Here is an 18,177-nt window from a genome sequence, read left to right on the forward strand (position 1 = left end):
AGATGTGTATGAGAGGCAGACGCTGGACGAGTTCTTGCTCCTGTACTGGGTGGTCAAGCGGCCGGGCGGCTCTAAGTCGGCGGCCTTCGGCTACGCCGGGCTCGGGCCCACGACCGGGGGGCAGATGCTGGCCCGGCTCGCGGCCCGGGGCTGGCTGGCGGCCGGGCCCGACCCGGCCGACGGGCGGCGGGCGCGGCTGGCTCCCACCCCGGCCGGGCACGCGGCGTTTGCCGCGGCGGCGGCCGGGCTCACGGCGGCGGCCGAAGCGCTGGTGGCGCCGCTGGCCGGGGCCGAGGTGGTGCGCCTCGAGCAGCTGCTCAACGCGGCGGTGGGGTCCGCCCCCCAGCTGGCCAAAGGCTAAGCGCAGGCCGGTCCGAGAAGCTATTTTATGTAAAGTTGATCAGCCAGAATTCGTTGGTACTAGGCAATGCTTACTTGCTTTTGCTCGAAATGAAGGTTGGGGACGTCGGGGAGGCACGAGTAGGTACAATAATCCAACTTATTGCTTTACCAGCCACTCTTCGCCATCCCGTTGTTCGTACGCGAAGCCTTGATTAAAATAGATTTGCTGCAGGTGCTCTTCAAAGGTTGGGGCGCGCTCCAACAGCTTTGCGTACGGCCCGGGATTGTCATACATTTCCCGTACTTCTGAAACCCTGTAAGCAACTACTTCCGCCGGTTTAGCGGAAGCTACTTTTAGCTTTTTCTTTGTTTCCCTTGTTTTCAGCAACTCCTGATAATCCTCCAATAAGTACTTTTCCACCAAGGCTTTGTAGATGGCTCCAGCCATGCGCTTGACCTTGCCTAATTGATGTTGCTTCTGGATGCGGTCAAGAACAAAATCAACGTATCCAAGGTCGTAATCGCCCTCCGCGAGTTGCTGGCCAATGCGAGCGATGCTACGGGCATTGAGCCCAATTTGGGCGAGTGCCGCGCCCCACTCTGCCTCCGCCGTGGGTAACGTCTCTTTTGTAGCAGATAGCGCCAGATGAAACAAAAACTTGATGCGTTCTACCACTTTGCCTTCCCGTTCTAGCTCGAACGTAAATGGCATATCTGTTTCCGCGAGTTCGTTCTGTGCTTTATCCAGGATGCGAGCTTTGAAGTTGCTGAAACGGGGGTACTCCCCTTCCTTCACGTCCAACACAAACCGCAATTGTTCTACCGTCATTGTGCGCCGGCCAAAGTCCGCGTACTCTTTCAACAACCAGTAGATCCGCAACGCATGTGGGCTTTTCAGCTTTAGCACCTCCTTCAAATCTGCGGTGGTGAAATTGCCGCTTTCCCGCAACTGGAGCAGATAGGGCATAATCTTGGGGTTGAAACTTGCTAGCACTCCCCCCTGCTCGGCCGTGTAGCGGGCCTCTGACATCAGTGGAATGTAGGTAAAGCTGGGCTTGCGGCGCCGGCGCCGGGTACCTTCCTCCAAGTCCTCAATGTATAGCGTGAACGACGCTAGCTTCTTACACATGTCGTCTACCTGCTCATAAGCCGACCCGCCCCGGCGGTCAAACACCAGCTCGCTCAAGGGTACGAAGTGTTCCTTAAAATCGGTGTCATCGGGCCTAATACGCGACAGCAGCCCCAAAAACAGGCGCATCTGCAGCGGCACAAAGCTGAAACGGGCATTTATGAGCGCATTGTGTTGCGCTACAGTTTTATCGAGACTTTCCATGTAAACGTCTTTTTTGTAGCAGCACGTCTTTGTTGTAGCAGGTTAATCAGTCTCAACGTCTTTTTTGTAGCAGATACACGTCCTTTTTGTAGCAGATACATTGTATCTAACGTCCTTTTTGTAGCAGATACACGTCTTTTTTGTAGCAGATGCCCTCTTTTATAAACTGATAATCAAATAGTTACGGCACCTATAATACTTATAATAGTAAACTAATAAGAATAAAGCAGCTTTATTTTTTTTAAGATAACGTCTTTTTTGTAGCAGATAGTGAGAGCTTTTAGGGTAAAAAAAAGCACAAAAGCGAAAATTCCGCCGGCGATTTTTGTACTATTATTTACTGTAAAACAGCGGTTTAGCCCCCATTACTGTTAACGTTTTTTGGCCGGTATTGCTTGGTGGCTATCCGGCCGGGAGGCAAAATAGGCTTCAAGGGCATCATTGAGGATATCCACCTTCGCTTCACGGCTCCAATAAGCCAGTTGCTCTAGACGCAATTGGTTCTCAGCTGTAATACGCGAACTGAAAGGTGAATAGACCGGTTTTTCGGGCTTAGGCGAGGCTATCGGTGCTTGGTGCGAGGGCTGTGCCTTAGTGCCCGGTTTGCGGAGCATAGAGACGGCATCCTGAGTGGCTTTGGGAGGCATATTCATGAGAATTTGTAAGGAGGTGGGATAGAAAATAGAGGCCGGTCATGAATTAGGCCAGCCTGGCCCGGACGATTTCGGCCAAAGCAGCGTAATCCATCGCTGCGTTAGAATCAGGTTTATGGTCGTAAATGGTCTTTACGTGTACTTGAGACTGCACCACAGCTGCGTCGCGTCGTACGCTGGGTAGCAGCGATTCCTCACCATACTCCTCCCGTACGGCCTGCACCACTGCCGCGTGCATGGAATTGCGTTGCTTGGCGTTGTAGCGGGTAAAGAATACGCCCAGGAACTGTAACCCAGGGTTAATGCGTCGTTCAATCTGGTCAGCCAATTCTTTTACTAAACGCAAGCCATCGAAGGCGAATTTCTCCGGCTCAGTAGGAATTAGATATGCGTCGGCCGCAGCCAAAGCCATGTAAGTGAAAGTCTGTAGCGAAGGCGGGCAGTCGACTACAACGTAGTCATAAGTACCCTTCACTGTTGCCAGGGCCGTAGCTAGCCGCGTATGGTAGTCCTTCTGCTTGTAGATGATTGGCTCGTAACTGGCAAGGCGAAAGTCGGCTGGCACTAAATCCAACCCAGCCTCGGTAGTAAGGATTACTTCAGCCAATGGCACCGCTCCTACTAGAGCATCCCCTACGTGCGCAGCAAGTTCCAACTCGCCGCCAAGGTTGTTGGTTAGGTTTGCTTGCATGTCCAAGTCCACCATCAATACTCGGGCTCCCTGGCGTTGCAGCGCCGCGCCGATACTGACGGCACTCGTGGTCTTCCCAACTCCTCCCTTATTGTTGGTGATGGCCAACACCCGCATTGGCGGCGGGCCAGTCTTTTTTGCTTTCATGGCTTGCAGTGCTTACTATAGAAGTATTGACAGCAACAAATGTATGTAAACTATTGCTTACAAAGCAAGTAATAAAATTAAGAAATGTCTTGCATGTAGTTCATGTAAGACATGTGAATCATGTATCAATTGTAATACATGTTAAACATGTGTATCAAGTAGACATTTTTTGCTTGCAAAAGCTGAGAATGAGTAAAGGAAGCCTTAGAGCATGCATTTAAGGTCTTTTCAAAAAACATAGGCATAAACCGAATTCACCTATATGAAATGAATACTTTTATCATCCGACGCCTTGACATACCATGAAGGACCTCGCCGCAATTTTCGCCACCACGCTTCCGCTCTCGTCGGATGTGCAGGTGACCTTTGACGCCCGTCGGCGCACCGACCCGGCCGACACCGTGCGTGGCCGGTTCCTGCTGCTGCTCGACGAAGGGCCCCCAGTGGTGCTCGGCGAAGTCGTCTACGCCGTGACATTTCTCACCCGGGCCCACGAATACGTGCGCACCGCCTACTTGAAGCAAGATGCCGAAAAGCTGCTCAACCACTTGGCCGGGGAGGGGGAGGGCGACGAATGCGCCGACGGGCAAGCCCGGGGGTAGGGCCGGGTAAAGTAGCCCTATCGGGCCGACCGGCTGGGGTAATCAGCAGGGGAGGGGGCATCGCATGGAATAGCCTACGCCGCCCGTGCCGTCGAACCAAGCCGCGGCCCCAGGGGTTACGGGGGGCTCTTCCCTTTCGAAGCAACGCCGTTCCCGCATGAGACAGTTAAAAATTAGCAAGCAGATCACCAACCGCGAAAGCCAGTCGCTGGACAAGTACCTGCAGGAAATCGGCAAGGTGAGCCTGGTGTCCATCGACGAGGAAGTCGAGCTCGCCCAGCGCATCCGCGAGGGCGACCAGATGGCCCTGGAAAAGCTGACCAAGGCCAACCTGCGCTTCGTCGTGTCGGTGTCCAAGCAGTACCAGAACCAGGGCCTGACGCTGGGCGACCTCATCAACGAGGGCAACCTGGGGCTGATCAAAGCCGCCAAGCGCTTCGACGAGACCAAGGGCTTCAAGTTCATCTCCTACGCCGTGTGGTGGATTCGCCAGAGCATCCTGCAGGCCCTAGCCGAGCAGAGCCGCATCGTGCGCCTGCCGCTGAACCGGGTGGGCTCGCTGAATAAAATCAACCGCTCGTTTGCCGAGCTCGAGCAGCAGTTCGAGCGCGAGCCCTCGCCCGACGAGATTGCCGAGTTGCTGGAGTTGAGCACGGCCGAGGTGGCGGACACACTCAAAATTTCCGGCCGCCACGTCTCGATGGACGCCCCCTTCGTGCAGGGCGAGGAAAACGGCTTGCTCGACGTCATGGGGGACGACGCGGCGGACACGCCGGACGCGGGCTTGCTGCGGGACTCCCTGCGCCGGGAGGTGCAGCGCGCTCTCTCGACCCTGACGCGGCGGGAGGCCGACGTCCTCACCCGCCATTTCGGGCTCAACGGCCAGGCAGCGCGCACGCTCGAGGAAGTCGGCGAGGAGTTCGGCTTGACCCGCGAGCGGGCACGTCAAATCAAGGAGAAGGCCATTCGGCGCCTGCAGCACACCTCGCGCTCGCAGTCGCTAAAGTCGTACTTGGGCTAGCCCCAGGCCCGGGTTTCATGCCAGGAGACCGGCCGGGGCGGGAGGTGGACCATTTTGGCAAGGCCGCCCCGAAACCTTAGAGACCGCCGCGCCAGCTTCTGTGGCTTCGGGGCGGCCTTGCGAGGGCGAAGCGCCGCTTACGCCGCCTGCTTTTGGGCGTGCCAGAGCACGAGTTGCCAGCCGTGGGCGTCGGTGCGGATGTATACGACCACGTATTTGATGCGCGTGAAGGTGGGCTGGCCGTCGGCGCCCGGGCCCAGCTCGATCCGGACCAGCCCGTTGACCACGGCCGTGCGGTCGTCATTGTAGGCCCGCACCGTCAGGGATTCGAAGTCGACCCGGTCGTAGCGGCTCTGCCCGCTGGCAATGGAGGCCAGGTAGCTGGCCTTGTCGTCCTGGTGGCCGTTGGAGTGGGTGTAGACCAGGTCGTCGGCAAAGATGGCTTCCAGTGTGGGCAGGTCTTTGGCAACCTGTGCGTCGAAGCGGCGGCGCTCGAGCTGTTCAATTTCGGCAATAGTGGACATAAGGCGTCATTCGTCAACGCGGCAAAGTAACACCCTGCGCGGGGTTGGTGGGCCGCCTGTTCGCGTCGGTGCTCCGCGTGCCCAGGGGCCCGATACCCAAGACCTACCCGATCGCCCGCCAGTGGGGGAGGGGTGTTATAACGTTTAACAAACGTGCGTTTAACAAATGTTATGCGGCGTAGCTTTGCGGGAAACCGACCCTGACCATGGCCGCTGCCCTCCCGACCTACGTGTCCTACTTCCGCGTGAGCACCGCCCGCCAGGGCCAATCCGGTTTGGGGCTCGAAGCCCAGCAAGCCGCTGTGCGCGCCTTCGTCCAAGATCCGGCGCAGTTGCTGACCGAGTACGTCGAAATCGAGAGCGGCAAGAAGAACCAGCGGCCGCAGCTGCTGGCCGCCATTGCGGAGGCGCGAAGGGTGGGGGCGACGCTGCTCATTGCCAAGTTAGACCGCCTCAGCCGCAACGCGGGCTTCATCTTCGCTTTGCGTGACTCGGGGGTGGCCTTCGTCTGCTGCGACATGCCCGACGCGAACACCCTCACGGTCGGCCTCTTTGCTGTCATCGCCCAGCACGAACGCGAAACCATTTCCAAACGGACCAAGGACGCGCTCACGGCCAAAAAGGCGCGAGGAGCCAAACTGGGCACGCCGGCTAACCTGACGCCGATGGCCATCGAAAAGAGCCTGGCCGTGCGACAGGCCAACGCCCGGGACAACCTGCAGAACCAGCAGGCCACCCGGCTCGGGGGGTTGCTGCAGAAACAGGGGCACACCTTGCAGCAGATTGCCCACGAACTAAACGATGGCGGTTACCGCACCCGGCGTGGGAAGCGATTTTTCCCGATGTCCGTGCAACGCTTGCTAAAGAAACGCATATAGGTGCAATTCCTTCACTCCCATCTTAAGAGTGAGAATGCGCATAAGGTTATAGGAGTCCAGGCGTCAAATTAAGCGTTTATATGGTTGTACAATTTTGTACAGTGTCGTATATTTGCCAAAAGTATTGGCATACCTTATGAGCGACAACTTTGCAAATGGCCCTGACCTCCCGTCCGACTTGATGGATGAGGTGCTAAAGCTGCTGGCGTCGTCCAATGCCCCTTCTTTAGCGAGTTTGATTGAGCAACGTCGTGAAGAGCTGGGGCTGTCGACCAAGGCGGCCAGCGAGATTCTGAGCATGACGCGCACATCGTATGAGCGGCTGGTAACCGGCGCGCTGCAAAAGCTGGACGTGCTGACGGCTCTGAAGTTGGCACATTTCCTAGATGTGAGCATTGAACAGGTCATGAAGCTGGTGGCCGCTTCGGTGATGCCGGCGGAGGACTACAAGACGGTGGAGCGTGTAAAGGAAGCTTCCTTCATCGTGCGGAACTTCGACGTGGCGCGCCTGCGCAAGCTTGGCTTCATCGAATCGCTGGATTACGGGCACATCCGGGACCGGATCAAGCACTACTTCGGGCTGAACTCCTTGTATGAGTACGGCACCGAGATGGCGGCTGTGCTTTATCACAAGGCCAACACGCGGGTGGAGGATAAAATGAAGGCCTTCTGGATTATGTCGGCCGTTCAGCAGTTCCAGCGGGTGCAGAACCCGAACCCGTTCGACCTGCGGCAGGTGGAGAAGTTGGTGACGCAGATTCGGCGCTACACCCGGCAGGAGCGAGGGGGGATGCTCACCGTCATGCGGGCGCTGTACGCGGCGGGCGTGACGGTGATTATGCAGAAGGCGCTGCCCAGCACGGCCGTGCAGGGCGGCACGTTTATCATCAACAAAAAGCCCTGCATCGTCATCACGGACCACTTTAAGAGCTACCCCCGGCTCTGGTTTACGCTGCTACACGAGCTGGGCCACGTCCTGTTTCACCTCGATAAGCTGGCGGTTATCAAGTACCACTTGACGGAAGGGGTGGAAGACTTATTCCTGCTGGAAGAGCAGGCCAACCAGTTCGCTGACGAGTTGCTGCTGCCGCGGCTGAAGTACGACTATATCAAGAATTACATCAACGTCGAGTCGTTTGTGAACACCTACGCGGCGCAGAACAACGTGCACCCTTCCATCATCTACTACCGTTACGCCATGGAGCTGAGCGAGAAGCAAGATAAGACGGGGTGGCAGTTCTACGGCCGTTTCATGCCCAAATCGGACGTGTGCACCACTGGACTGAGCCGGGCACCCTGGCTAACGATGGATACCTCGCTGGCCACTGAGGGCGACGAGGTGCGCAGCATCCTAGCTCCTATTTCCCAATCCACTCAACAACCTGTTGCCTAGGCTCCTTATGAAAAACAATTACGACCTCCCGAACGAAGACGAGTTCGACGAAAACCAACCGTACGATTCCGAAAAGCAGGAAAGTGACGCGCAGGAGTTGGACTTTCTGGCCCGACTTAAGCGCTTGTCGGACGACGCACAGGAGGAAGCGGAAGGTCGGCAAGGGGCCTTTGCCTTTTCGCCGGAAGAAGAAACACAAGAGGAGCCGTTTGGGGCCGAATTTGCCGGCGACCAGCACAACCAGAAGGAATCCTACGACCTATATTATGCCATTCGCCGCCTGCTTATGCTGGGGCTGCCGCGCGGCGATGAGGAAGAGAAGAAAAAGCTGCGCCAGATGGTGTACGACGAGAAAAACCTACTGCTGCGCGACGGCGTGGACCGCCCTGCGGGCGGGGGTACCATTGGAGCCGATAGCCGACAGGGCAAACCCTCACTGGCGCGAATCGCATATGAGAAAACGCAGGCTTGGGCCGACCGGGGCGGCAGCGCCTACGACATCTTCCTAGAATATTACGACCTCAACAAGCAAATGCGCTTCCGCTAGCCACAACCGTTTTGTGGGTCAGTATGAGAATTCTAGACATGATTTTATGCGGCAATAATGCCCTCCACCTTTCCCAATTGCTATTTTTGAGCGCCGGGTCGTGTTCGCACGCTACCCGGCGCACTCATTTTAACTGATGCGCTATTACATCTACTGCGACGAGTCCGTTTTGCGGGGCCGCCTATTTTCGGACTTCTACGGAGGACTCATCATCGACAGTCGAATTGCCGGCCTGCTCATCCCCCTGTTGCAGGACAAATTCGCGGAATTAGGGCTAACGGGCGAGGTAAAGTGGACGAAAACCAACGAGTTTTTGCTATCTGCCTATCAAGACCTGATCGACTACTTTTTTGACTTCGTTGACGCCGGTCATATTAAAGTACGCATCATGTTCACGCAGAATCTGCATGCTCCTGGCGCAGCCTTAACCACTTACCAACGGCAGCATCAGTACCACTTACTGTATTACCAGTTTCTCAAGCACGCTTTCGGTCTGCAATACATGCCTGTTCCCTTAGAGGGAGCCAATCATCTGGAATTATTCTTCGATAAACTCCCGGACAAAGAAGCCAAAAACCAGATTTTCAAGAACTATTTGTTGCGGCTGCCCCAGCAACCAGAATTTCAAAACGTCGGCATTCAAATCGCTGCCGACGCCATTGGCGAAGTTGACTCTTCTCATCACCCCTTGCTGCAGTGCCTAGACGTGGTCCTGGGCGCCATGGCCTTTCGCCTTAACAAGCAACACCTCGAAATACCGCCTGGCAAACGCCACCGCGGCAAACGCACCTTGGCGAAGGAAAAACTGTACAAGCACATCCACAAGCGCATTGTTGCGCTCTATCCACGCTTTAACATCGGAGCCAGCACAGGCAGGCCAACCCCTGAGGCAAGTTGGGAACAGCCTTACCGTCATTGGAACTTCCACCGCCAAACGCCCACCGGACAGCTTCCAGCACCTGAAGAGACCACATAAAGAAAGCCCCCGCACCACCTACGACGACTCTCGCGTGCAACGCAAGGCTTCGGTGAGTACAGAGGCTTCTCTTGTACAAATACATGTACAGTGCAAATGTAGTACATATTCTGGCTAGGAAAAGTTTTGCTCCTGTAAAGGAGCGTTTCCCGCTTTGCGTGGCCGACAAGAGAACCCTGTTTTTCAGAGGCTCATTCGAAATTCTACCTATTCTCGAATGAAACGGATCGCGTCTGAAAGCGGCCGTAGAATGAGTGGTGGGCTTGGTGGCGCAGTGGGTTTTTCGAACGACCGCCACGGCCGGGCCTCAAGGCCGTCACGGCGCCCGTACCTCCCGCCCTTGTCGCGGCGGGATCGTGGTGGGCCTGGTCATACCTTTTATCCCCAACCGCTCCTCATCCCCAACCGCTCCGCCCGTGCCCCGTTTCGTCCGCGCCCTCGCCCCCCCGCTGCGTTGAGCCATTCGAGCGGCTGCGGTTCAACCAGCCCTTCGTTTCCTCTTGCTACCAAAGCCCCGGGGGTGTCCCGCCGCCGGGGCTTCTTTGTGGCATCAAGCAAACGCCCATCCTTTTGCCGGTGCCGCACGAAAGGATGGGCGTCCGTCCTGCCTCAGTTGGCCCATTTGCTGCCCCTGGGGCACCGCTTATGGCAACTGCCCGCACGGGAAATCAACAAGCATTGACACACGCCATTACGGGCATGAATTCAAGCCATTTATGGGAATAGAACATTGGAGATAAAATATTTTATTAATATAAATATTAATACTTTTGTATTTACTATAACGATTGCTACATTAGAGTCAAATTAGTCCCGTGCGCGTCGCGGCGTTGTCTGCCCGGGAGCGCCACGGGGCAGGCCGTCAGCGGTTCCCATGTGCTGCGGTTGCCTCACGTTCCCCAAAGCATGCCCCACTTAAACCTCCTCACCATGAAAATCGCCGCGTTCACTTTTTTGTTAATTGCCGCTTCGTTTCAAGGAAAAGCGCAGATGGCGGCCTACTTGTGCTCGCAAACCGGCGCGTACGGCTATTGCTACGGCAACAACGACGTAGCCAACTGCGCCTACCAGCGGTGCCAAAGCATGGGGGGCACAAGCCCGTATTCCATCTATTCGACGGGTTCGAAAGGGTACGGAGCCATTGCGATTGGCCAAACGGCGGCCGGTGTCCGGACGGTCGGCGCTTCCGGCGGATATTCGAATGCGACGGATGCCCAGACCCGGGCGAAAAATGAGTGCCTCGAACGCGGGGGGCAGGGGGTTTACATTGCCCACACGTGGTACGACAAGTGAGCCGGCGCCTAGCCCGGCGAAAGGCCGGCTTGCGGGGCCGACAAGGCGGCGTTCACCCGACGGCAAGCCGAACGCGTGTTTTCACCCTGTGCCACCTTTTCCCCTTCATGACATGAAACCTTCCCTGTTCAAAACGGCATTCGTTCTCCTGCTCCTGACCACGGTTTATTCCGCGCACGCGCAAGGGGACTATAGCTTGCAATCCAGAGGAAAAGTCTCCGTCTCCTGGCGCCTCGTGTCGGATTTCCAACGAGAAGGGGCGACCTGTTGGGGCTGGACCTATCACATATTCATCGCCAACATGAATCCTTTCCCCATCACACTCAAAGAAAACGAAGCCTACCAAAACAACGGGGACGGGTCGTCCTGCTGGCAGGGCGGGTCCGTGGACCTAACCGACCGGGTGATTCCCGCAGGAAAATGGGTCGACTACACCTTCCGTGTGTCATCGGCATCCGGCGGGCGTCCCGGCCAGCCCGGGTTGCGAAGGGCCATAGAGTGGAACCAGCGAACGGGATACCAGCAGAACATTGACTGATGTTTTTGTGGTGCTGGCCCCCGCTTCTTCGCCCGCCCGCCCGGACGCAAGCGCACGGTTAGGGCCTCCCCGTGGCCCCGGCCCGCAGTCGGTCAGCTCCTGACCACCGGGCGAGCCACGCCCCGCTCGAGGCGTCGCGTGGAGGTGCGCGTTCTTGTCTACCTTATTCCGAAGCCCCGGATGCGTCCAGCAGCCGGGGCTTTGCTGGCTTCACTTGTGAAGCACGCGGCGCAAGCCGTAAGCGCAGCGACAAGCCGGTCAGTACACCGAGCAGGCACCCGTCTGCTCGGTGTACTGACCGGCTCGTGGCGGAGAGAAAGGGCCTGCCGCGCCACATGGTCGCATGGCGCACGAGGCTATCCACCCTTTGCCGGAACAGGCGTTGCTTTCGTTTGATGCAACTACGTCTTGTCGGGTGGGCCTGGTTGCTCGCTGCCGTGCTGTGGACGCGGCCGGCTCTCGTCGCCGCGGGGCCCTTTTATTCCACGCCGACGGCGTTGCCCCTGTGGGGCCGGCTGTTTCCCTTCTTTTTGGCATTGCTCATTCTCGTGGCCTGCGGGGTGCAGGAGGTAAGAAAGAAGCGGCGATAAGCTTGCTTTGGCTCTTCGGACCGTTAAAGTGAACGATAGTCGGGGCCAATTTTCTGGTAAAGAATCTGCTTTTTTGTGGTTGCCGCCTCGCGGCAGACCCACGGGACCCGCGTAACTTGGCCCCGATGGAAGAAACGACGCTTTCGCGGCTGGCGGAACAGATTGGGCAGCTCCACGCCCAAACGCAACGAGCGGCCGCGCAACAGATCAACTACTGGCTGACGGTGCGCAACTGGCTCATCGGCTGGCACATCGCCGAGTACGAGCAGCGCGGCAGCGACCGGGCCGCGTACGGCGAGCGCCTGCTGCCGGAGTTGGCGCGGCGCCTGCACGGCGTCAAAGGGCTCGCGGAACGGCGGCTGTACCAGTGCCGCGAATTTTACCGGGCCTACCCCCGGATGTTGCAGACGGTGTCTGCGGAATTGCACCGAACGGGCTTTGGGGACGCGTCGACGCCTTTCCCGTCGGCCGCGCCGGTCCCGGCGGGCGACTCCCAGCCCCTGCCGGGCCTGGCGCCGGAGTTGCTGCTGAACCGGCTGAGCTTCTCGCACTTTCTGGAACTGCTGGCCCTGGACCGGCCGCTGCAGCGCGCGTTTTACGAGGTGCACGCGGTGAAAAACAGCTGGTCGGTGCGGGAGTTGAAGCGGGCCATTGAGTCCGCGCTGTACGAGCGCACGGGGCTCTCGACCGACAAGGCCGCGGTGCTGGCCGGCCACGCCGGCGCGCAGCCGCTGGCGGTGGTCGACGTGGTGAAAAACCCCTACGTGCTGGAATTCCTGGGGCTGGAGGAGCGGGCCCGTTACAGCGAGAGCGACTTGGAAGCGGCGATTATTGCGCACCTGCAGACGTTTCTGGTGGAGCTGGGGCGGGGCTTCTGCTTCGAGGCGAGGCAGAAGCGCATTACGTTTGACAACGAGCACTACTTCATCGACCTGGTCTTCTACCACCGCATCCTGAAGTGCCACGTGCTGGTGGACCTGAAGATTGGCGCGTTCAGCCACGCCGACGCGGGGCAGATGAACGTGTACCTGAACTACTACCGCGAGCAGGAGATGACCGAAGGCGACAACCCGCCGGTGGGGCTGATTCTGTGCGCGCAGAAGAACGACACGCTCGTGCGCTACGCGACCACGGGCCTGGCCGAGCAACTCTTCGTCAGCAAGTACCAGGTAAACCTGCCGTCGGAAGCGGAGCTGCAGCAGTTGGTGCGGGAAGAGCAAGAACGCTTGCGCAACAACTGAAATTACCGTTTTCGTGAATTGAGTAGACTAAGGGCATTGGTCGCACTTGTTCACCGAGTGGCCTATCTTCCGGCTCAAAATTCCTTACGCCTCCTTATTTAGCTTTCCGTGTATGGGCTATACCCTGTGTGCCTTGGTGGGCCACGCTGACGCATTGCTTCCCGTTGTTCAAGCCGCTCCCCAAGCAGTGCTCGTCGAGTTAGGGCAGGGCCTTTCCCTGATGCCGTTGCTGGAGGACGTAATTGACGGGCTGACCAATTGCCAGCCATCGGAAGCGGTCGTGCCCAGTTACTTTCTAACCGCCCACTTGGAAGCTCGCATCCTGCAACATATCGGGACCGCGACCGTGGGCTACCTGGAAGCCGAGTACTTCGGCGGCCACGGCGAGCAAACAGCAGTCCTGTGGCAAGGAGGAAACCGACAATTCGTCGCAGGGCCTACGTATGGGGCCATCAATGCGGTGCTTGAGGCCTTAGGTGTGCGCCTACATTCCACAAAGGAAGATGCCTTCGATGCAGTGAATTTAGGCCGGTACCGGCATACCGATGAGTGGACGCCTGATTAAGTTGAAACGCTCCTTTCCGTGGACCGCTAATCTAGACAGGCAGCAAGTTCTGCAGAGGCCTTGGGATGGGCTTTCCTGCCATTGTCGAGTTTAAGAAACCCGTCTACCAATCAAAGTTTACGAAACTGCGTTAGCAGATGAGTTTCGTAAACTCCGCTGCATGAATATTGGCTACGCCCGCGTCTCGACCCGCGACCAGAATTTAGAACTCCAACTCGACGCCCTGACCCAGGCCGGGTGCGAGCTCATCTACCAGGAGAAAGCCTCCGGGGCGCTGGCCGCCCGGGTCGAACTCGACAAGCTCCTCTTGCAGGTGCGCCCGGGCGACACGGTTTACATCTACAAGCTCGACCGGCTGGGGCGCTCGCTCAAGCACCTGCTTGACCTGGTAGCCGAGTTGCAGCGCCGCGGCATCGGGTTGATTTCGCTCACCGACGCCATCAACACCGCTTCCGCCCAGGGCCGACTCGTGCTCAACCTGTTTGCCTCGCTCGCGGAGTTCGAGCGCGAGCTCATCCGCGAGCGCACCCTGGCCGGGCTGGCCGCGGCGCGCGCCCGGGGCCGCGTCGGCGGCCGCAAGCCGGGCTTGTCGGAAGAAGCCCAGCGCACGGCCCGCGCGGCCGAACTGCTCTACAAGGCCCGCGAGCTCAGCGTCGACGACATGGCCCGGAGCCTGCGCATCTGCAAGGCCACCTTCTACAAGTACCTGCACCACCGCGGCGTAGCTCTGCACGTTCAGCCCTTGCCCAGCCCCGTGGCCACCCCCGCCCCCTAAAACAAGCACCGGCGCCTGGACATGCGGCGAATAGGCGGTATATTCACCGCAGATTATGCGGAGATTAGGCCCCTATATTCACCAACGGCCGGACTGGCCGGCCTTCACCTGGGACCCGGCGGCCCTGGAAGCGCTGCTGGGCACCGTGCGCCACCAACAAGGCCGGCTGCTGGGCCGGCTCGAGGCCTTGGGCGTGGACCTGCGGGCCGAAGCCACGCTGCGTACGCTCACGCTCGACGTGCTCAAATCGAGCGAAATCGAAGGCGAGCTGCTGCCCCCGGCTTCCGTGCGCTCCTCCATCGCGTGGCGCCTGGGGCTGGAGCAGGCCGCACTGCCCCCGGCCGACCGGCGGGTGGAAGGCGTGGTGGCCATGCTGCTCGACGCCACCCAGCGGGCCGCCGAACCGCTCACCGCGGAACGCCTGTTCGGCTGGCACGCGGCCTTGTTTCCCACGGGCTACAGCGGGCTGTATCCGCTGCAGGTGGGCGCGTGGCGCACGGGGCCGATGCAGGTCGTCTCCGGGCCGCTGGGCCGCGAGCGCGTGCACTACGACGCGCCGGCCGCCGAGGAACTCGACGCGCAGATGCAGCAGTTCCTGGCCTGGTTCAACGCCGACCAGGGCCTGGACCCCGTGCTCAAAGCGGGGCTGGCGCACTTCTGGTTTGTGACCATTCACCCCTTCGACGACGGCAACGGGCGCATCGCCCGCGCCATTGCCGACTTGCAGCTGGCCCGGGCCGACGGCACGGGCCAACGGTGTTATAGCATGTCCGCCCAGATCCAGGCCGAGCGCCAGGCCTACTACGACCTGCTCGAAACCAGCCAGCGCGGCCCGTTGGACGTCACGCCCTGGCTGGACTGGTTCTTGGGCTGCCTGGGCCGGGCGCTGCAGGCGGCCGAGCAGACGCTGGGGCAGGTGCTGGCCAAGGCCCGCTTCTGGGAACGCCACCGGCAGACCGCGTTCACCGACCGGCAGCGGCAGCTGCTCGCGCGGCTGCTCGACGGCTTCGAGGGCAAGTTCACCACGGCCAAGTGGGCGCGCATGGCCCACTGCTCGCAGGACACGGCCGGGCGCGACATCGCCGACCTGCTGGCCAAGGGCGTGCTGGTGCGCGAAGGCGCCGGCGGGCGCAGCACCAGCTACCGCTTGGCGCCCGAACCAGAGGCCCGATAAGTCACCTGCCGGGCAACCGCGAAAGGGCTCACCATGGGCTCAGAGCCCCGAAGCAGCAAGTCTTAAAACCCTCTCATTGGCTTCTAAATACACATTTTGCGGTGAAGCAATGGGCTCACAATAGGCTCATGGCTTTGCGTAAATGACTTATCCAGAAAGTTCGTTTGGTAAAAGGAGCGTTATTCAAACGGCCGAGCAGGCAACCGGACATCAATGTAGAAGTCCATGTAGCTAAAGTCGCGGTTCAATTCGCTGCTCCACGTGGCCGCCAGTAAGTCGCCCCAATCTCGGTAGGTGGTACACAGGTAATGCCCGTCACTCAGTAGGGGGGCTCCGGCCGCACTTTCTTGGTGCCAGTCTCCACCGCCCCATACCCGGTTGGCGACGATGGATAGCCGGATGGCTTCTAGGTGCGCGTGCCACTCGGGCTCATACGCCTCCAAGTAGTCGGGCCAGCGCATGCCCTCTTTGAAAAAACCGCCCAGTCCGCCCAAGTCAAGGGTTGGGTCGTGCGTGGCCAGACGGTCGTAGGGCTGCCAAGTAACGGTTAAGGGGCGCATGGGTGGGTAAACGGGATTGGTAAGCTCAACGGCCACCAAAGAAGGGCAAGTTCAACGAAACGGTGCTTTCGCCGGTTGCCCCTGCCATGAATTCCCGTCGCCCGTCGGGGCGAGTGGCGCTGGAAGCGGGCCCCCGCCGCTCGCCCCGTGCGGTTGCCGGCCGCGGGGCGAAAGTACTTTCTAGGAGTTTCTAGGACTTGGCGAAAGCCCTAGAAACCCCTAGTAAGTACGAGCAACCCCTAGTAAGTACGAGAAAGCCCTAGAAAGTACGAGAGGCGCTTGGCACCGATGCAATGCTCCTGGAAAGTACGAGATGCTCCTAGTAAGTACGAGTTGCTCCTAGTAAGTACGAGAAAGTCCTTTCGCCCCGCTCGTTTAACGCGCGGGCCCGCGTTCGACGCCGGATTGGGCACTTTTCCGCGGGCCCTAGGCATAACGAGGATTTAGAGTCGCTACTTTGCAAGGGTGATAGAAAGAGATAACCGCCAAACCCTTCTTTACCTGCTGTTGAGTACGGTCGTGTTGGTCGGCTTCGTACTCTGGCACTACCCGCCTGGCCGGGCCACCGACCCAGCCAACGGAATGGTGCTGGAGCCTGCCAGTGACGTTCCTCGTCTGCGCATTGCCTGGGCTGTCGCGCGTACCTCCGTCCTGTTGCTAGCACTGCCGGTTTTGTATGCGGCACTCCGGAAGCCATCAGCCCGCCATCTGTGGGTCGTGTGGGTGTTGCTCGTTGCCTGCTGGCTGTTTGCAGGGGATTGGTACCCCAATGTAGACTAAACCCGCGCCTGCTGAGCATTTAGCAATTCGAGCCATCGTCCACGCAAAGGGTCCGAGCAGTAAAAGGAGCGTTACTTTGCCAACATGGGTTCTTTTCGTCTTTGTTTCCTTGCGCTGCTGCTCTGCGTAGCGGACACGGGGTGCGAGTGGAGTGACGAAACAGCCAGCTTTCGCACGGAGCCCCTGGAGCCGTACCGCCGGCAAATCGAGCAAGGAAGACCACAGCCCTGGACCAGCACCCCACGCCGCATCGTCGAACACTTGCTCGGGACGCCCGAGCGCGAGGCCGGCCCGGTCACCTACCAGGAAGTACATCACCTCAACGGGGTCGTGACGCTAATCGCCACGGAGGAAGACGTGCTCGATGACGAGGTTTACGCCGAGCGCCGCGTGTTCACCTTTGTCAGTAATCACGGACAATGGGCTCTGCAACAAGTCAAAGTGGGTTATAAGTGCCAGAAAAGTGACCGGCGGTATTCGGGCCAAGGCTGTAACAGGTAGACCAAGAGGCGTTCAGCAAAAGGGGCGGTTAGCGGTCACGCTTGCTCGCCGGTCAGGCGGGCTCGGTGGGCGGCAGGTCGGTGGCCAGGGGCGTGTCTTTGGGCAGGCCGGTCAGGGCCCACCAGGCCTCGAAGGCGGCGGTGAGCACCGCTTCCCGGCGCCCGGGGCCGGCGTCCGGGGGCAGGGCCCGGAGCCAGCGCACGGCGCCTTCCCAGTGCCAGGCGAACAAGCCGAGCAGGGCCCGGCCTTCGGCCGGGGCGAGCCCGCGCCGGTGGGCCAGCACCTGGTCCAAGCGCCGCAGCGCGGGGAAGGGCAGTTGCTCGGCCCCGCGGGGCAGCGCCGGCGTGTGCCAGTACAGGGCCCAGTAGGCGAAGGCCCCGGGGTGGGCCGCGGCGTTCACGGCCCACGATTCCCAGCGCTCGCCCAGCGCGTGGTAGAGCCACTCGGCGGGCGCGGCGGGGCCGCGCGTTCCTTCCCCGCCGGTCAGGCGCCGCGTGGCTTCGTGCAGGGCGGCGTCGAGGACGGCTTCTTTGCCGGGGAAGTAGGTAAAGAAGGTGCCGGTGGCCACGCGGGCCTCGCGGGCGATGGCGGCGGTGGTGACGCCGTGGAAACCGGCGCGGGCCACGCAGGCCCAGGTGGCCTCGAGCAGGCGCGTGCGTTTGTCGTCGGGCATGGCCAACAGAAGAGCGGTGAAAAGGCGAAGATACGGCGGTGACTGAACACTCAATCGGCTGACTGGGCAGTCATTCGCCGGCGCCGCGGGCGTTCATCACTGAGGGCTATTTCGTCGGCGTTGCCCCCAACGGGGCCGCAGCGAACCGGAACCCGCGGCCCCGCGCAGGTCATACGGTTTGGCAGTATGTTTGTCCCAAACCGTACTACTGGCCTGCTATGCCCCTCCCCTTCCCTTCCTCGAGCGCCGTGCCGGTGCTGCAGCACTGGGAAACCTACGCCGCCGCTTGTGCCGCCGCCGGCCGCGCCCCGGGCCTGGGCGACTTCGCCGCCTGGCTGGCCGCGCGCATGGCCGCGGCGGAGGCGCCCCCGGCCCCCGAC

General features: G+C 59.7%; 20 protein-coding genes. 14 read left to right on the top strand and 6 right to left on the bottom strand.

Annotated features, from left to right (window positions below; all coding sequences use genetic code 11):
• Positions 1 to 361, top strand: a 361-nt coding sequence (locus tag JAO73_RS22565; RefSeq protein WP_198979600.1) for a MarR family transcriptional regulator, incomplete at its 5' end; no start/stop codon positions are given.
• Positions 362 to 499: 138 nt separating this feature from the next.
• Here JAO73_RS22565 and JAO73_RS22570 read toward each other — a convergent pair.
• From JAO73_RS22570 to JAO73_RS22580, 3 genes are all read right to left on the bottom strand, one after another.
• Positions 500 to 1,675 (bottom strand): replication initiation protein, encoded by a 1,176-nt coding sequence (locus JAO73_RS22570; RefSeq protein ID WP_198979601.1) that lies wholly within the window; start codon positions 1,673 to 1,675, stop codon positions 500 to 502.
• A gap of 371 nt (positions 1,676 to 2,046) precedes the next feature.
• Positions 2,047 to 2,328 carry a hypothetical protein gene (locus JAO73_RS22575; RefSeq protein WP_198979602.1) on the bottom strand — a complete coding sequence of 94 codons (282 nt, stop codon included), beginning with the start codon at positions 2,326 to 2,328 and terminating at the stop codon, positions 2,047 to 2,049.
• 46 nt (positions 2,329 to 2,374) lie between these two features.
• Entirely contained in the window at positions 2,375 to 3,166 is a 792-nt protein-coding gene (locus JAO73_RS22580) for a ParA family protein (RefSeq protein ID WP_198979603.1), read from the bottom strand.
• A gap of 302 nt (positions 3,167 to 3,468) precedes the next feature.
• Between JAO73_RS22580 and JAO73_RS22585 the strand changes: the two genes are divergently transcribed.
• Together JAO73_RS22585 and JAO73_RS22590 are read left to right on the top strand one after the other, a co-directional pair.
• Complete coding sequence (locus JAO73_RS22585) at positions 3,469 to 3,768, top strand: hypothetical protein (protein WP_198979604.1); 300 nt, start codon at positions 3,469 to 3,471, stop codon at positions 3,766 to 3,768.
• A 157-nt stretch (positions 3,769 to 3,925) separates the two neighbouring features.
• A complete protein-coding gene (locus tag JAO73_RS22590) occupies positions 3,926 to 4,789 on the top strand; it encodes a sigma-70 family RNA polymerase sigma factor (protein WP_198979605.1) in 864 nt (287 codons plus the stop codon).
• Between the two features lie 137 nt (positions 4,790 to 4,926).
• Here the strand turns inward: JAO73_RS22590 and JAO73_RS22595 are convergent, their stop codons facing one another.
• Positions 4,927 to 5,313 carry a nuclear transport factor 2 family protein gene (locus JAO73_RS22595; protein WP_198979606.1) on the bottom strand — a complete coding sequence of 129 codons (387 nt, stop codon included), beginning with the start codon at positions 5,311 to 5,313 and terminating at the stop codon, positions 4,927 to 4,929.
• Between the two features lie 206 nt (positions 5,314 to 5,519).
• Between JAO73_RS22595 and JAO73_RS22600 the strand changes: the two genes are divergently transcribed.
• From JAO73_RS22600 to JAO73_RS22645, 10 genes are all read left to right on the top strand, one after another.
• Positions 5,520 to 6,191 (top strand): recombinase family protein, encoded by a 672-nt coding sequence (locus tag JAO73_RS22600; protein ID WP_198979607.1) that lies wholly within the window; start codon positions 5,520 to 5,522, stop codon positions 6,189 to 6,191.
• A gap of 136 nt (positions 6,192 to 6,327) precedes the next feature.
• Complete coding sequence (locus tag JAO73_RS22605) at positions 6,328 to 7,584, top strand: ImmA/IrrE family metallo-endopeptidase (RefSeq protein WP_198979608.1); 1,257 nt, start codon at positions 6,328 to 6,330, stop codon at positions 7,582 to 7,584.
• A 7-nt stretch (positions 7,585 to 7,591) separates the two neighbouring features.
• Positions 7,592 to 8,131 (top strand): hypothetical protein, encoded by a 540-nt coding sequence (locus tag JAO73_RS22610; RefSeq protein ID WP_198979609.1) that lies wholly within the window; start codon positions 7,592 to 7,594, stop codon positions 8,129 to 8,131.
• A gap of 136 nt (positions 8,132 to 8,267) precedes the next feature.
• Complete coding sequence (locus tag JAO73_RS22615) at positions 8,268 to 9,107, top strand: DUF3800 domain-containing protein (RefSeq protein WP_198979610.1); 840 nt, start codon at positions 8,268 to 8,270, stop codon at positions 9,105 to 9,107.
• 930 nt (positions 9,108 to 10,037) lie between these two features.
• The gene (locus JAO73_RS22620; RefSeq protein WP_198979611.1) at positions 10,038 to 10,400 is read left to right on the top strand and encodes a hypothetical protein; all 363 of its coding nucleotides are present in this window, start codon (positions 10,038 to 10,040) and stop codon (positions 10,398 to 10,400) included.
• A gap of 112 nt (positions 10,401 to 10,512) precedes the next feature.
• Complete coding sequence (locus JAO73_RS22625) at positions 10,513 to 10,938, top strand: hypothetical protein (RefSeq protein ID WP_198979612.1); 426 nt, start codon at positions 10,513 to 10,515, stop codon at positions 10,936 to 10,938.
• A 715-nt stretch (positions 10,939 to 11,653) separates the two neighbouring features.
• A complete protein-coding gene (locus JAO73_RS22630; RefSeq protein WP_198979613.1) occupies positions 11,654 to 12,769 on the top strand; it encodes a PDDEXK nuclease domain-containing protein in 1,116 nt (371 codons plus the stop codon).
• A 112-nt stretch (positions 12,770 to 12,881) separates the two neighbouring features.
• Positions 12,882 to 13,334, top strand: a complete 453-nt coding sequence (locus tag JAO73_RS22635) for a hypothetical protein (RefSeq protein WP_198979614.1) — start codon at positions 12,882 to 12,884, stop codon at positions 13,332 to 13,334.
• 160 nt (positions 13,335 to 13,494) lie between these two features.
• Complete coding sequence (locus JAO73_RS22640) at positions 13,495 to 14,109, top strand: recombinase family protein (RefSeq protein ID WP_198979615.1); 615 nt, start codon at positions 13,495 to 13,497, stop codon at positions 14,107 to 14,109.
• A gap of 55 nt (positions 14,110 to 14,164) precedes the next feature.
• Complete coding sequence (locus JAO73_RS22645) at positions 14,165 to 15,283, top strand: Fic family protein (protein ID WP_198979616.1); 1,119 nt, start codon at positions 14,165 to 14,167, stop codon at positions 15,281 to 15,283.
• A gap of 179 nt (positions 15,284 to 15,462) precedes the next feature.
• On the opposite strand, the gene JAO73_RS22650 is transcribed toward JAO73_RS22645, so the two are convergent.
• The gene (locus tag JAO73_RS22650) at positions 15,463 to 15,843 is read right to left on the bottom strand and encodes a hypothetical protein (protein WP_198979617.1); all 381 of its coding nucleotides are present in this window, start codon (positions 15,841 to 15,843) and stop codon (positions 15,463 to 15,465) included.
• 864 nt (positions 15,844 to 16,707) lie between these two features.
• Between JAO73_RS22650 and JAO73_RS22655 the strand changes: the two genes are divergently transcribed.
• The gene (locus JAO73_RS22655) at positions 16,708 to 17,124 is read left to right on the top strand and encodes a hypothetical protein (RefSeq protein WP_198979618.1); all 417 of its coding nucleotides are present in this window, start codon (positions 16,708 to 16,710) and stop codon (positions 17,122 to 17,124) included.
• 52 nt (positions 17,125 to 17,176) lie between these two features.
• On the opposite strand, the gene JAO73_RS22660 is transcribed toward JAO73_RS22655, so the two are convergent.
• Positions 17,177 to 17,797, bottom strand: coding sequence for a TetR/AcrR family transcriptional regulator (locus tag JAO73_RS22660; RefSeq protein WP_198979619.1), 621 nt, complete (start codon positions 17,795 to 17,797; stop codon positions 17,177 to 17,179).
• Positions 17,798 to 18,177: the final 380 nt, after the last annotated feature.

The sequence above is a fragment of the Hymenobacter miniatus genome (assembly GCF_016427455.1).
Classification (GTDB): domain Bacteria; phylum Bacteroidota; class Bacteroidia; order Cytophagales; family Hymenobacteraceae; genus Hymenobacter; species Hymenobacter armeniacus.